Origin of the sequence: Quyinboa sediminis (assembly GCF_042219855.1) — a bacterium.
Lineage (GTDB): Bacteria > Bacteroidota > Bacteroidia > Bacteroidales > UBA5342 > JBHJHP01.
The window spans coordinates 1-13,726 of sequence record NZ_JBHJHP010000008.1 but is presented as its reverse complement, the minus strand read 5'-3'; the positions used below and the strand labels follow the sequence as shown (position 1 = coordinate 13,726).

Annotated in this window: 14 protein-coding genes and 1 tRNA gene; 7 read left to right on the top strand and 8 right to left on the bottom strand. The window is 40.7% G+C overall.

Features of this window, described 5'->3' with window-relative positions:
* Together ACE1EF_RS16795 and fabD are read right to left on the bottom strand one after the other, a co-directional pair.
* Positions 1–876, bottom strand: coding sequence for a DUF4249 domain-containing protein (locus ACE1EF_RS16795; RefSeq protein ID WP_375721852.1), 876 nt, complete (start codon positions 874–876; stop codon positions 1–3).
* Positions 877–984: 108 nt separating this feature from the next.
* A complete protein-coding gene (fabD, locus tag ACE1EF_RS16790) occupies positions 985–1,866 on the bottom strand; it encodes an ACP S-malonyltransferase (protein ID WP_375721851.1) in 882 nt (293 codons plus the stop codon).
* Positions 1,867–1,990: 124 nt separating this feature from the next.
* On the opposite strand from fabD, the gene pelA reads away from it, so the two are divergent.
* Together pelA and ACE1EF_RS16780 are read left to right on the top strand one after the other, a co-directional pair.
* Complete coding sequence (gene pelA, locus ACE1EF_RS16785) at positions 1,991–3,088, top strand: pectate lyase (protein ID WP_375721850.1); 1,098 nt, start codon at positions 1,991–1,993, stop codon at positions 3,086–3,088.
* A gap of 68 nt (positions 3,089–3,156) precedes the next feature.
* Positions 3,157–4,170 carry a DUF481 domain-containing protein gene (locus ACE1EF_RS16780; protein WP_375721849.1) on the top strand — a complete coding sequence of 338 codons (1,014 nt, stop codon included), beginning with the start codon at positions 3,157–3,159 and terminating at the stop codon, positions 4,168–4,170.
* A gap of 138 nt (positions 4,171–4,308) precedes the next feature.
* On the opposite strand, the gene ACE1EF_RS16775 is transcribed toward ACE1EF_RS16780, so the two are convergent.
* From ACE1EF_RS16775 to ACE1EF_RS16750, 6 genes are all read right to left on the bottom strand, one after another.
* Positions 4,309–4,689, bottom strand: a complete 381-nt coding sequence (locus tag ACE1EF_RS16775) for a DoxX family membrane protein (protein WP_375721848.1) — start codon at positions 4,687–4,689, stop codon at positions 4,309–4,311.
* 6 nt (positions 4,690–4,695) lie between these two features.
* Positions 4,696–5,340, bottom strand: a complete 645-nt coding sequence (locus tag ACE1EF_RS16770) for a CatB-related O-acetyltransferase (RefSeq protein WP_375721847.1) — start codon at positions 5,338–5,340, stop codon at positions 4,696–4,698.
* A 104-nt stretch (positions 5,341–5,444) separates the two neighbouring features.
* Complete coding sequence (locus tag ACE1EF_RS16765) at positions 5,445–5,552, bottom strand: GIY-YIG nuclease family protein (protein ID WP_375721846.1); 108 nt, start codon at positions 5,550–5,552, stop codon at positions 5,445–5,447.
* Positions 5,553–5,643: 91 nt separating this feature from the next.
* Positions 5,644–5,931, bottom strand: coding sequence for a GIY-YIG nuclease family protein (locus ACE1EF_RS16760; RefSeq protein ID WP_375721845.1), 288 nt, complete (start codon positions 5,929–5,931; stop codon positions 5,644–5,646).
* Positions 5,932–6,023: 92 nt separating this feature from the next.
* Complete coding sequence (locus ACE1EF_RS16755) at positions 6,024–6,311, bottom strand: GIY-YIG nuclease family protein (RefSeq protein WP_375721844.1); 288 nt, start codon at positions 6,309–6,311, stop codon at positions 6,024–6,026.
* 55 nt (positions 6,312–6,366) lie between these two features.
* Positions 6,367–6,440: transfer RNA gene (locus ACE1EF_RS16750), tRNA-Asn, on the bottom strand.
* A 104-nt stretch (positions 6,441–6,544) separates the two neighbouring features.
* Here ACE1EF_RS16750 and ACE1EF_RS16745 point away from each other — a divergent pair.
* From ACE1EF_RS16745 to ACE1EF_RS16725, 5 genes are all read left to right on the top strand, one after another.
* The gene (locus ACE1EF_RS16745; protein ID WP_375721843.1) at positions 6,545–7,519 is read left to right on the top strand and encodes an adenosine kinase; all 975 of its coding nucleotides are present in this window, start codon (positions 6,545–6,547) and stop codon (positions 7,517–7,519) included.
* 146 nt (positions 7,520–7,665) lie between these two features.
* A complete protein-coding gene (locus ACE1EF_RS16740) occupies positions 7,666–9,315 on the top strand; it encodes a S41 family peptidase (protein WP_375721842.1) in 1,650 nt (549 codons plus the stop codon).
* 159 nt (positions 9,316–9,474) lie between these two features.
* A complete protein-coding gene (gene priA / locus ACE1EF_RS16735; RefSeq protein WP_375721841.1) occupies positions 9,475–11,919 on the top strand; it encodes a replication restart helicase PriA in 2,445 nt (814 codons plus the stop codon).
* Positions 11,920–11,945: 26 nt separating this feature from the next.
* Entirely contained in the window at positions 11,946–12,425 is a 480-nt protein-coding gene (locus ACE1EF_RS16730) for a low molecular weight protein-tyrosine-phosphatase (protein ID WP_375721840.1), read from the top strand.
* 7 nt (positions 12,426–12,432) lie between these two features.
* A complete protein-coding gene (locus ACE1EF_RS16725) occupies positions 12,433–13,266 on the top strand; it encodes a fructosamine kinase family protein (RefSeq protein ID WP_375721839.1) in 834 nt (277 codons plus the stop codon).
* Positions 13,267–13,726: the final 460 nt, after the last annotated feature.

Below are 13,726 nucleotides of genomic sequence, written 5' to 3'. Positions count from 1 at the left end.
TTATTCAACTTCAACAACATGTTCTGTATATCCCGCAAAAATGCCATAACCGTTTTTAACATTGGTGTACATGGTTTGCGGTTCACTCATAAAAACCGTTTCCCAAAAGTCTCCCCGAAATTGTTGATTATAAACATGTCGTGTATAATATTTTTGATAGAGATAGTAATTTTTACTTACGGAACGTAATCTGGCTTTTAGCTGATATGAGCCATGTCCATTAATACGTATTGTATAGGTTTGTCCATTGAACAGTTCATCTGAAAAAAAATAAGTTGACGGATAATAACTCATATCACCTTCATTCTGTAAAACCGGATCAATAACCGGAAGATCGGTTCCTCCATCAGCATAATACCAATAACTTGATTCTCCGTTTTGGATTATCAATTCGTAATAGTTTTCATAGTCCTGAGGATCAGTAAATGTAACATTGATACGGGAATACTTATCCCCGTATTCGTCTACTCCGACTGATGGGAAATATTTGGATTCCTGAATAAATACAACTGGAGGGATTGAATCCTCAACCCAAACCGAGGGAAGATCTTCTGATTCAACCTCTATTCGATAGTTTGTTTTTACAACCCAATCGATATTCGTTGCAAATATCCCAGATCCGGTTGCCGTATCCATTAATAAATTACCGGCTGCAAATAACCGGACATGGTATGTGCGCAAAGAATCATTGTAAGTGCCTAAAACGGATGTGGTTGTAGATAAATACAAGGAGATAGGTTCATTGGGCTTTAGAATGGAATTTACTACAATACGTGTTTCATCCTGAAGCTCATAATTCAGTTCTTTGGTGCAGGAAAATAAAAATATAGTCAAAAGAAATGACCAGCATATTATAAGGTTCTTTTCAGAGTTCATTGGTTTTGGTCTTGATAACTAAATAACTCCAATTCGGTCTGAATATTACATGAAGACAAAAAAAGCCGCTCCAAACGGAACGGCTTTTACATATATCTTTTAAATGTTTCAGATTTCTGCGCTGGCAGTTTCCATTTCGCGATCCACTTTTTTAACCAGTCCCTGCAATACTTTACCCGGACCAACCTCTGTAAAGGAAGTGGCACCGTCGGCAATCATATTCTGAACAGTTTGAGTCCATTTTACAGCACCTGTCAACTGTGCAATCAGGTTTTCTTTTATCGCTGACGGATCAGTCTGTGGTTTGGCATCTACATTCTGATATATCGGACAAACCGGAGCATTGATAGTGGTTGTTTTAATGGCCTCGGCCAGTTCTTCACGGGCAGGCTCCATTAGTGGTGAATGGAAAGCACCTCCAACCGGTAAGACCAATGCGCGTTTGGCACCTTTTTCTTTCAGCGTTTCGCAGGCCGCATTAACGGCTTCTACAGAACCGGAAATTACCAGCTGACCCGGACAGTTGTAGTTGGCAGCGACCACAATACCTTCAGTTGCTTCACACACAGCTTCCACGATTTCATCATCCATTCCCACAATGGCAGCCATAGTGGAAGGTTCTGCTTCGCAGGCTTTCTGCATGGCCATGGCACGTTTCGAAACCAGGGTCAATCCGTCTTCAAATGTCAGGGCTCCGGCAGCCACCAAAGCTGAAAATTCACCCAAAGAGTGACCGGCAACCATTTCAGGGAGAAACTTCTCCCCCATAACTTTCGCCAGAATCGTGGAGTGTAAGAAGATAGCCGGCTGGGTAACCTTTGTTTGTTTCAGGTCATCCATGGTCCCTTCAAACATCAAATCGGTGATTCGGAAGCCCAGAATATCATTGGCTTTTTCGAATAACTCTTTTGCAATTTCGTAATTGTCGTACAGGTCTTTCCCCATTCCTACAAACTGGGCACCCTGTCCCGGAAATACAAATGCTTTCATTCGTTTTTACTTTTAAAATTTGCGGCAAAGATATAAAAACTTTATGGTAGAAATAAATACAAGACATATACCTTTTTATCGTCATTTACTATCTTTATACCTTCAACCAACTTATCAGTATTGCATGTTTAAGCCACTGCTATTTTTATCTGTGATTATTATAACCGGATGCGCCGTCAAACAAGAAAAACCGCTTCCATATATCGATCTCTCAAAGTTTGAAGATGGCATTCATCACTGGAATCTTTATAGCGAAATCAGAACACATGAACGCTATGACTCCACTGATGTGATTGGTATTGCTGATAATTTATTGCGTTATCAGAATAAAGACGGAGGCTGGCCCAAAAACATCGACTGGCTGGCAAAACTGGACAGAGACTCGGTGATCAATGCTTTATCGGAACATTATCGTGAAAGTACCTATGACAACCGGAATACCTTCCCGCAAATTGAGTATCTGGCAAGTGTTTATCATTATACCGGCATCGATAAATACAGAGCCGGAGCAGAAAAAGGATTGGATTTTATCCTGAACACACAATATCCCAAAGGAGGCTGGCGGGGCTGGGATGCCGATGCGATAACCTTCAACGATGATGTCATGACCGGCATCATGAACCTTTTGCTTGATGTAAAAGAGGACCGCGATATTTATTCATGGATTGGCAATGACCTGCGTGATTCTTTGCTCGAAGCATATGATAAAGGACTTAAGGTGATCCTGAATTGCCAGATTGAACTGAATGGCACAAAAACGGCGTGGTGCCAGCAGCATGATCCCGTAACGTATAAACCGGTTCAGGGCAGAAGCTACGAACTGCCATCCATCACGGCCCGTGAAAGCAGTGATATTGTTTTGTTTCTGATGCGGATTAGCAATCCGGATCAGGCCACCAAAAATGCGATTGAATCTGCGGTAAAGTGGTTTAAAAAGGCAAAAATTACAGGATACCGCTATGCTACTATAAGAATTCCGGAGCGGCCCTATCATGAGACAACGGTGGATTTTGACCGAGAATTTGTACCGGATAAGAATGCAAAACCGGTATGGGCAAGATATTACGACCTTAAAAACGGAAACCCATTTCTCTGCCTTCGCGACGGCACAGTGGTTGACAGTCTCAGTGAAATATCCTTTGACCGCCGCATCGGTTACGACTGGTATGGTTTCTGGCCGGAAGAGGTACTAGCAGCTTATAAAAAGCGGGCCGGACACTGACAATAATCCCAAAAAATATAAACAATATGTTGCCATGAAGGTTTGATCAATTATAAACCTAATAATGTATGGCAAACAGATTATTTGTTTTTTTGATCCTTATTTTATCTTTCTCAGACGCGTATGCACAGAATGATACACTGGCACTGAAAAACGGGAGTGTACTATCCGGAAGCTTTAAATCTGCAACAAACAAATCCATAAGTTTTTCCCCCGATCTAATTAAAGAGACGGTAAGCATTAAATATGAAAATATATCTGAACTTCACACCCATAAGACCTACAAATTCTTCGATTCAGACGGTAATCTCTGGTTCGGTTCAGTACATATTATATCCGGCAATCCTGAGAATATAGAACTCCACACCAGCGATACTGTACTGACCTTCCCGGTTCAGTCACTTTATAAAATAGTGAATTACAGCAACAGGTTCAGAGATAATTTCTCGTTCAGTGCCGACCTGGGGTATAACCAGGCAAAACAACAAAATACAGCATTGCTTAACATAGGATCCAGGCTTGGCTACAAGGCTAAACGCTGGGATTTTTCAGCTGAATATAATACATACAGTTCGCGGGTTGATACGATTTACACCGGCAAATCGCAGGCTGATTTGAATGTTAAGTATATATTGCCGAAAAACTGGATTTTAAATGCAAACTCGGCCTTCCTTAGCAGCGGGGAACAAAAGATTGATTTCAGGTTTACCAATACACTTGGAGTAGGTAATTACATTTACCAAAAAGGCAATAACCATGTACTTCTTACTCTGGGTGGTTCCGGAAATTTTGAAAGATATACTACAGCAGACACACTGTTTAAGAGTATTGAGTTGAACACCTCTGTAGAAATCCAGCTCAGTCTCTTTAAAGATCTCTCTCTTTATTGCGACATCAGGTTTATTCCCAGCTTAAATGAAACCAGAAGGATCCGGTACTATGCAGGAACCGAACTCAGGTATACCATCAACAAGCACCTGAAGTTATATCTTAACTACGATTTTAATTATGATACAAATCCTCCGGTGGTGGCCAATAAATCAGATTATAACCTTAGTTTGGGAGTCGGATGGACATTATAACGCTTTAAGAACATATAATGGCTTCAACTCAGTCCATTTATGTTGAAAAAAGTACATATATTTATTTTTGTTCCGGAATGCCTCAAACGATGCAGGACCTGCAAAGCCCGGAACATCGCATAATCTGAATTTATGATTCTAGGCAAACAATGGCTTAAGCCTTTCACGCTCACTCAATAACAGAATCACATTTAAGAGGGCGACAAAAACAGCAGGCCACATCTCTTTCAAATCTCTGTTAAGAATACTGAACATCATAAAGGAAACCGACAAGGGAAAAAGAGCAATTAGTATTGCCAGGGACCATTTATTGATTATCAGCAATACACCGACCAGAATCTCAAATATATACAGATAGGGAAGATATATTGCTACAGCATCGAGGAATGCCTGTGTATTTGCCGGCATTTCACCGTAACTTGTGGGAATAAAATGAAAGAACTTATTCAGGGCATAAGCGATCATAAACACACCCAGAACCACTCTCAGAACAGCCATAAATTTTTCATTTGTTTTCATAACATTTTACTTTAATTCTGTACTGTAAAAATTTTTCAATGCCTCAATATCATTTCCGGTAAGTAAGTGCACAGACCGGGTAATTGTTTCAATGTCCCGGTCCCACCATTTTATTTGAAGCAATATATTGATATGTTCCTCAGAAAATCTTTTCCTGATTGGCTTTGCAGGGTTTCCACCAACAATTGTGTATGGTTCCACATCCCTTGTAACCGTGGAATTTGTGGCAATAACGGCACCATCACCAATAGATACCCCCGGCATTATGGTGGCATTATGACCAATCCATACATCGTTCCCAATAATCATATCCCCCTTATTAGGATATGTTTTCCCTTCCATGGCAGATGACCAGTCTCCGCCAAAAATTGCGAATGGATACGCAGAAACTGCACTTGTAAGGTGATTCCCACCATTCATAATAAAAGTGGCTCCAGAAGCGATCATACAAAATTTTCCAATAATTAGTTTATCCCCTGTAAAATCGAAATGATACTTTACATTTTTCTCAAAATTTCCAACATCTTCAAAATCGTCATAATAGGTATAGTCACCGACTATAATGTTCGGATTACTGATGAGATTTTTAAGGAAAGTAAGTTTATGATGATGGGATAAAGGAAAGACTGAATTCTTATCAGGAACATTCATAACAGAAGCTATTTTGAACACTATCGTAACATATAAAACTTTGAATAAGCCGGAAATGTTCTCAGTATTTATTCTTATTTGTTCAAAAGCACTATTAAATTTTATTAATTGTGAGTATTATGCTCATGTATTCGGTGTGGAATATCCTGTGTTTGGCCAATGTAAAATGAATCTGACTCTTCGGAATATAATATGTAAACGTAATACAGCATTATTTCAACATTTATAAACAAAAAAAGGATGCTCTTTCGAACATCCTTCTTTCTGCTCCTCAGGTAGTCCCGATAGCAATCGGGATTGAACCTACGAGTATTTTAATTGCAATAATTTTGAAATTTCCGGATACCTTGCAAGATTCTCTATGTATTTGCGGCTTTTCATCCTTTTGATATGCTTTTCAATCATTATTGCCTGTGTTCTGGATTCACATTCAATTGAATAATACAACTTCCAGTCACCTGCCTTTCTCGTTTCAGAACCTTTATAGATGTGGGTATTATGCTCATGTATTCGGTGTGGAATATCCTGTGTTTGGCCAATGTAGAATGAATCTGACTCTTCGGAATATAATATGTAAACGTAATACAACATAATTTCAACATTTATAAACAAAAAAAGGATGCTCTTTCGAACATCCTTTCTTTCTGCTCCTCAGGTAGTCCCGATAGCAATCGGGATTGAACCTACGAGTATTTTATTTGCAATGATTTTGAAATTTCCGGATAACGTGCAAGATTCTCTATGTATTTGCGGCTTTTCATCCTTTTGATATGCTTTTCAATCATTATTGCCTGTGTTCTGGATTTACATTCAATTGAATAATATAACTTCCAGTCACCTGCCTTTCTCGTTTCTGAACCTTTAAAGATGTGAGTATTATGCTCATGTATTCTGTTTGGAATATCATATGTTTGTCCAATGTAGAATGAATCTGAATCTTCGGAATATAATATGTAAACGTAATACAGCATTATTTCAGCATTTATAAACAAAAAAGGATGCTCTTTCGAACATCCTTTCTTTCTGCTCCTCAGGTAGGACTTGAACCTACGACCTACGGATTAACAGTCCGCCGCTCTAACCAACTGAGCTACTGAGGAATTTTGTATTATCCTTGTGCTTTTCTTCAAAAGCGATGCAAAACTAAAAGGATTTGTTTAATTATGCAATATATTTGCAAAAATATTTTCAAAAATAATTTTCAATGAAAAAAGTACTTGGATTCGGTAATGCGCTTGTGGATATCATGCTTCCAAACAGTAAAGAACAATTGTTAAATGAGCTCGGTCTTGGCAAGGGCAGCATGACGTTAATTGATGATGAAACGCTGGTCAAAATTGATCATCTGACATCAACACTATATCAGACAAAAGCTACAGGAGGCTCTGCGGCAAACACGATAAACGGCTTATCGAAACTGGGTATTGAAACCGGTTTTATCGGAAAAGTAGGGAAAGATGAAATCGGCACCTTTTTTGAGACCGACCTGGTCAATAACAAGGTGAAGAGCCACCTGTTAAAATCCAACACACCGGCAGGACGTGCATTTGCATTTGTAACATCAGACTCTGAACGTACATTTGCCACTTATCTTGGTGCTTCCATAGAAATGAGGCCGGAGGACCTGGATAAATCATGGTTCACAGACTACGATTATCTTTATGTAGAAGGTTACCTTGTTCAGGATCACAAACTGATAGAAACCGGAATGAAACTGGCGAAAGAAGCGGGACTTAAAATCGTACTCGACCTTGCCAGTTATAATGTTGTGGAAGCCAACAAGGATTTCCTGGCCAGCCTGATTACCAATTATGTGGATATCGTTTTTGCAAACGAAGAAGAAGCCCTGTCATTTACCAGTCTTGCTCCTGAGGCAGCACTGAATGAGTTGGCTGAGAAAACTGAAATTGCAGTAGTAAAAACAGGTGCTAAAGGTTCTTTAATTGCTCAGAATAAAACAACAACTAAAGTTGATCCTATAAAAGTCAACCCGATAGATACAACAGGAGCCGGCGACCTGTATGCTGCGGGATTTTTGTTCGGCCTGATTCATGGTTATAAGCCGGCTGATTGCGGAAAAGTAGCATCAGTTCTTTCAGGAAATGTAATCGAGGTTCTCGGTGCAAAAATGGATGAAAAACGATGGGAGGCAATTAAAGAAACCCTTTCACTTTCATAATTATTAAGGTTCTAACCTGTAAACGTGAAAATTTAATGCACTGAAAGGTATTGTGTTAAATTTCATTAAGCACAGAGCCCTGATAAATCACTTAGTATTATTTTAGTTGTCTGATAACAACATAAAATTCGAGCAGAATGAAATTTATGAAGAAAAGAAACATTGCAATTGCTGCTGTTCTGGTAGTAATTGTTGCATTTTTCGGATTTAACAGCGACAAACGGAATTTTGAGATTGCCAAAAATCTCGACATATATTATTCCCTCTTCAGGGAACTTGATCTGTTTTATGTTGACTCCATAGAACCGGAAAAGCTGATTAAAACAAGTATTGATGATATGCTGGAACAGCTGGATCCTTATACTGTATACATCCCTGAACAGGAAATGGATGACTTTAAATTCATGACAACCGGAGAATACGGCGGAATAGGATCACTGATTTCACAGCGTGACGGTTACGTAATGATCTCGGATCCTTATGAAGGAATGCCCGCTGAGAAAACAGGGCTTAAAGCCGGCGATCTTATCCTGGAGATTGACGGACATAAACTGAAAGATAAAAAAGTTTCTGATGTAAGTGATATGCTAAAAGGGACACCTGGAACCTCGTTCCACATCAAAGTGAAACGGTCGGGTGAATCCAAACCGCTGGAATTCGATATTACCCGTGAAAAGATCACTATTAACCCGGTTCCCTATTACGATATTTTAAAGGATGATATCGGGTATATCCGGCTTACCAGTTTTACCGACAAAGCTTCGGATGAGACAGAAAAAGCTCTGCTGGATCTCAAATCCAGGGGAGCTAAAGCCATCATTCTGGATCTGCGCTCCAATCCCGGCGGCATCCTGGATGAAGCCGTCAATATTGTCAATCTTTTTGTACCGAGAGGCGAGGAAATTGTATCTACACGTGGTAAGGTGGATGACTGGGATAAAGTTTACAGGACCACCAACGACCCTGTTGATCCGGATATTCCACTTGCGGTTCTGGTGAACAGCAACTCCGCTTCTGCTTCAGAGATTGTCGCCGGAGCCATACAGGATCTGGACCGTGGCGTTATTGTTGGCTCCCGCACGTTTGGAAAAGGTTTGGTTCAAACCACAAGACCGCTTAGTTACAAAGGACAATTAAAAGTAACAACCGCCAAATATTACATCCCAAGCGGCCGGTGTATTCAGGCACTGGATTATTCCCATCGCAACGCTGACGGCAGCGTGGGACGTGTTCCTGATTCATTAATCTCAACATTCAAAACAAAGAATGGCAGAACAGTTAAGGATGGAGGAGGTATTTTACCGGATGTCAAATCAGAATTCGGTCGCCCGGGTAACGTAACCATTGAGCTGATAAGAGATTACATTATATTTGATTATGCCACAAAGTATGCCAATGCACACAAAAGCATACCTGCACCTGAAAACTTTACATTCACGGATGACGACTACAAAAATTTTATCGCTTATGTAAAAGATAAGGATTTTGATTATGAGACCAAAAGTCATGAACAGCTCGAAAAGCTTAAAAGCACAGTAGTAGCAGAGGGATATGATAAAATTTCGAAAGAAGAGATAGACCAGCTCGATTCTTTACTGAAACCGGATCTTGACAAAGACTTAAATGTATTTAAAAAAGAGATCAAGGACCTGATAGCACAGGAAATTGTAAAACGGTATTATTACCAGAAGGGTGAAGCCAAAATAGCCTTAAAGGATGATGTCATCCTGGACAAGGCAGTTGAAACCATCCAGAATGATAAGGATTACAGAAAAATACTGGCTATCGCTGAATAATATTTCATCACTATAAAATGGAGAACCCCGGCATTTGTCGGGGTTTTCTGTTCTTAACTGTTTTACAGAAGAACCGGGAAAACCTATAAAATCTTCCTTTCACCATCGACATAATTTCATCAAAATTCCTTTTTGTGTACATTTGTTACCATCGCAAACATGAATCAGAACTATATCGTTGATGTATTAATACCGGTTCCTGTAAATGAACCATTCAGCTATCTAATCTCAGTACCTCCTGAACTACTGATAGGCTGCAGGGTTGTTGTACCCTTTGGTCAGCGAAAACACATTACGGGTATCATCATCGGTACCAAGCAACAAAACGAAACGGATTATGCACTGAAAGAGGTAACTGAGGTTCTGGATGATGAACCGGTGATAACCTCAAATGATCTCAGGTTCTGGCACTGGATTGCGGATTATTACATGTGCACCATTGGCGAGGTTATGCTGGCAGCATTACCGGGAGGATTACTGGTTGAAAGCAACAGCATATTGACCCTGAATCAGGATTATGAATCGGATACACGATTTGAGGGCAATGAAGCTAAAGTATATGAATGGCTGACCGCCAATAAAAAGGGAGAACTCAAACAGATTGAAAAGTCGCTGGGTATAAAAAACACGTTCCGTTCCTTACGGAAATTACTGGACTCCTCAGCAGTTGTTTTGGAGGAAAACGTGCGGGAACGTTACAAAACAAAAACCGAAACCTTTGTTACTGTAGCCGATATGTTCAGGGATGATGAGGTACTTGATGCATTTTTCAGTTCGTTATCAAGGGCACCGGTTCAGGAACAGGTTATGATCAGTTATTTCAGTCTCAGTGAAGAAGAGAATGATCCGTTTGTTCCCAGGCAACACCTTACAAAAGGTGGAAAATATACGGCATACCGTGCCCTGGTTAAAAAGGGTGCTTTAGTAGAACATGAAATTGAAATAAGCCGACTGGAGGAGAAGATACCGGTGACCCAACCACATCCGCTTACTTCATGGCAGTCAGAAGCACTCAGGGCGGTTCAGTCACAGTTTGAACACAAGTCTGTTGTTCTTTTAAAAGGAGCTTCAGCCAGTGGTAAAACAGAAATCTATATTCATCTTATAAAAGAGCAGATAGCAAAAGGGAAGCAGGTTTTAATGCTTGTTCCTGAGATCAGCCTTACCACCCAACTCAGCAAGCGACTGAAACGGGTTTTCGGTGCAGAAATGGCTGTGTTTCATTCCAGGTTTAATTTTGACAAACGCACAGAACTTTGGAAACGCATTTCAAAGGATTCTCCTGTATCTCTGGTTCTGGGTGCGCGAAGTGCTTTGTTTCTTCCATTCGGGAATCTGGGTTTAATCATTATAGACGAAGAACACGAACGCAGCCTGAAACAGCAGGAGCCGGCGCCACGCTATCTGGCTCGTGATGCAGCTGTAATGCTGGCAGACATGCGGAATACAAAAGTATTACTGGGAAGTGCGACACCTTCTGCAGAAAGCCTGCATAATGTTTACACCGCGAAATATGGTTACGTTGAACTTCAACAACGTTTTGGTGATGCAAAAGATCCGGAAATAAAAATTGTGGATCTGACCCAATCCTATAAAAAGAAAAAACTGAAATACCATTTTTCCTACGAGCTCATTGACGAAATGAACCGATCGCTTGAAGCGGGAAAACAGATTATACTTTTTCAGAACCGAAGGGGATATGCGCCGGTTGTTGAGTGCCGTGCATGTGGATGGGTACAAAAGTGCACAAGCTGTGATGTCCCTATGACCTGGCATTTTGATAAACATCTGATGGGGTGCCACTATTGTGGATCAACGAGGAATGTCATACGCATCTGTCCTTCCTGTGGAGAAGAAGCACTTATGAATAAAGGATTTGGGACCGAAAAAGTGGAGGAAGAAATTCGTGATATTTTTCCGGATGCGGTGAGCAAACGTTTTGACGCAGACACAACCGGCGGCATAAAAAAAATGGAAAAACTACTCACTGAATTTGAGGACGGGGAAGTTGATATTTTAATTGGAACACAAATGATATCCCGTGGTCTTGACTTTGAAAACGTGGGTCTTGTCGGAGTTCTGAATGCCGATAATCTGCTTAACTTCCCTGAATTCAGAGCTTCAGAAAGGGCTCTTCAGATGCTGACACAGGTATCTGGCCGTGCCGGAAGACGTTCTGAACAGGGTAAGGTCCTGATACAGACGCATCAACCTGATCATCCGGTTATACGGGCCCTGCTCTCCGGACAGTTTATTACCTTTATAAAAACAGAACTTGAAGAAAGACAACTGTTTAAATATCCGCCATATAACAGGGTAATAGATGTCATCATCAGGCATACGGACCAAAACGTATTGCATCAGGCCGCTTTAACATTCGGGCAAATTATCAGTAAAGAACTGGGCCGGCGTGTTCTGGGACCGGAAGTGCCGGCTATTGGTAAAATCAAGGGGATGTTTCAGGAGCGGCTTCTGGTCAAATCTTTCAGTGCCGGAGAACTTAAGTGGATTAAAAACGTTTTAATCAAAGGCATGCAGCTCACCTTAAAACAAAAGAACATACCCCGTACAATCAAGTTTATTTTTGATGTTGATCCCAATTAATAATAATATATATATAACCCGATAGTATGAACATTTTATTCGTTTGTCTTGGTAACATCTGTCGCTCACCCAGTGCTGAAGCAGTATTTAAAAATATTATTCAGAAAGAAAGACTGGACCAGCATTTTTTTGTAGACTCGGCAGGAACAATGGCCTATCATGCTGGCGAAACTGCAGACGCCAGAATGCAGGGCCATGCCATAAAACGTGGATATAATTTGACAAGTATTTCGCGCAGGATAGAACAGGAAGACTTTAAAACATTCGATCTGATCGTAGCCATGGATAATACCAATTACAACGATTTAATGCGCATTGCTCCTGACAGAGAGGCTGAATTGAAAATTGTTAAAATGACAGATTTCAGCAGGGAGTATAATTATACTGAAGTCCCCGATCCGTATTACGGTGGTGCCGGAGGGTTCGAACTGGTCCTTGATCTTCTGGAAGATTCATGCACCGGCCTACTGGAATATGTTCAAAAGGAAAAGCTTATTACAGAATAGAGTTATCATGAAAATTCTGAATTCCGATATAGTAGAAGAGCGATCTCTGGGAGGAGGATGTATTGCCAATGCCCGCAGGGTGAAACTGGCAAACGGGAAAACGGTGTTTGTCAAATCCGGCACAAGTCCTGAATCGTTCCGTCTTGAAGCCAACGGGCTGAAAGAACTGAGAAAAGCCGGAGCTGTTCGTATTCCGGAGGTACTGCATTATGATGAAAATATGCTGGTCACGGAGTTCATTGAACAGGGCCCAAAACAAGCTGATTTTTATGCAGTTTTCGGCAGGCAATTCGCAAGGCTTCACCAATACCATGCTGCGGAATTCGGTTTTTTTGAAGATAATTATATTGGTGCAACACCCCAGCCAAACATAGCCAAAGGAGATGAGAAAACTGACTGGACGGTGTTCTATTTCAACAAGCGTTTAAAATTCCAGTTTAATCTGGCACTTACCAATGGGTATGGGGACCATCGCTTTCAGACTTTGTTTTCCGGACTGGAAGATAAAATTTCTGAAATAATTGGTGACAGCGCTGAGTCACCTACACTTTTACATGGTGATTTATGGGGTGGAAATTACATGGTTGATCCTGAAGGCAATCCTGTTCTGATAGATCCGGCCGTATATTACGGACACCGGGAGGCAGATCTGGCTATGACAAAACTTTTCGGTGGCTTTAGTCCTGCATTTTATGCTGCTTACCTGGATGAATATCCCTTAAAAGAAGGCTGGGAATACCGTGAAAACATGTATAAACTATATCATATACTTAACCACTTAAACCTGTTCGGATCCGGCTATTATTCCCAGGCCATTCATCTTATGGAGTACTATGTTTAAAAGAATTTACGATGCAATACCGGTTCATGTTACATACAATTCCGGTCTGAAAGCATAATCATTGCAAACGTGATCACCCGCTAGCATCCCTGGCTAAACCACCAAACATTAATCACAGGCTAAGGGTATGATACAGGGCTTAATGCAATATACTGGTTTGGCCCCTTTGAAGTGTAGCCTTAAAATTATAGGCATAAAAAAAGCCTCCCCGATTACTCCGGGAGGCTTTTCTTTAAAATGGCGGCTTCCGATAGCTATCGGAACTACTTTCCCATCCCGATGCCGGCAGGGTCGGGACAGTATCACCGGTGCTACCTGGCCCGATGGTATTCCGCGATAGTATAATCTCGGGTTAAAATCCTAATTAGTAATCACAGGCTAAAGGTATGCCACAGGGCTTAATGCAATACACTGCTTTGGCACTTTTAGTGTAGCCTTAAAATTATGGGCATAAAAAAAG

Bases quoted from the DNA above. Each gene is read 5' to 3' on its own strand.
- ACE1EF_RS16795 (WP_375721852.1), bottom strand. From the start codon at position 876: ATGAACTCTGAAAAGAACCTTATAATATGCTGGTCATTTCTTTTGACT.
- fabD (WP_375721851.1), bottom strand. From the start codon at position 1,866: ATGAAAGCATTTGTATTTCCGGGACAGGGTGCCCAGTTTGTAGGAATG.
- pelA (WP_375721850.1), top strand. From the start codon at position 1,991: ATGTTTAAGCCACTGCTATTTTTATCTGTGATTATTATAACCGGATGC.
- ACE1EF_RS16780 (WP_375721849.1), top strand. From the start codon at position 3,157: ATGGCAAACAGATTATTTGTTTTTTTGATCCTTATTTTATCTTTCTCA.
- ACE1EF_RS16775 (WP_375721848.1), bottom strand. From the start codon at position 4,689: ATGAAAACAAATGAAAAATTTATGGCTGTTCTGAGAGTGGTTCTGGGT.
- ACE1EF_RS16770 (WP_375721847.1), bottom strand. From the start codon at position 5,340: ATGAATGTTCCTGATAAGAATTCAGTCTTTCCTTTATCCCATCATCAT.
- ACE1EF_RS16765 (WP_375721846.1), bottom strand. From the start codon at position 5,552: ATGCTGTATTACGTTTACATATTATATTCCGAAGAGTCAGATTCATTT.
- ACE1EF_RS16760 (WP_375721845.1), bottom strand. From the start codon at position 5,931: ATGTTGTATTACGTTTACATATTATATTCCGAAGAGTCAGATTCATTC.
- ACE1EF_RS16755 (WP_375721844.1), bottom strand. From the start codon at position 6,311: ATGCTGTATTACGTTTACATATTATATTCCGAAGATTCAGATTCATTC.
- ACE1EF_RS16745 (WP_375721843.1), top strand. From the start codon at position 6,545: ATGAAAAAAGTACTTGGATTCGGTAATGCGCTTGTGGATATCATGCTT.
- ACE1EF_RS16740 (WP_375721842.1), top strand. From the start codon at position 7,666: ATGAAGAAAAGAAACATTGCAATTGCTGCTGTTCTGGTAGTAATTGTT.
- priA (WP_375721841.1), top strand. From the start codon at position 9,475: ATGAATCAGAACTATATCGTTGATGTATTAATACCGGTTCCTGTAAAT.
- ACE1EF_RS16730 (WP_375721840.1), top strand. From the start codon at position 11,946: ATGAACATTTTATTCGTTTGTCTTGGTAACATCTGTCGCTCACCCAGT.
- ACE1EF_RS16725 (WP_375721839.1), top strand. From the start codon at position 12,433: ATGAAAATTCTGAATTCCGATATAGTAGAAGAGCGATCTCTGGGAGGA.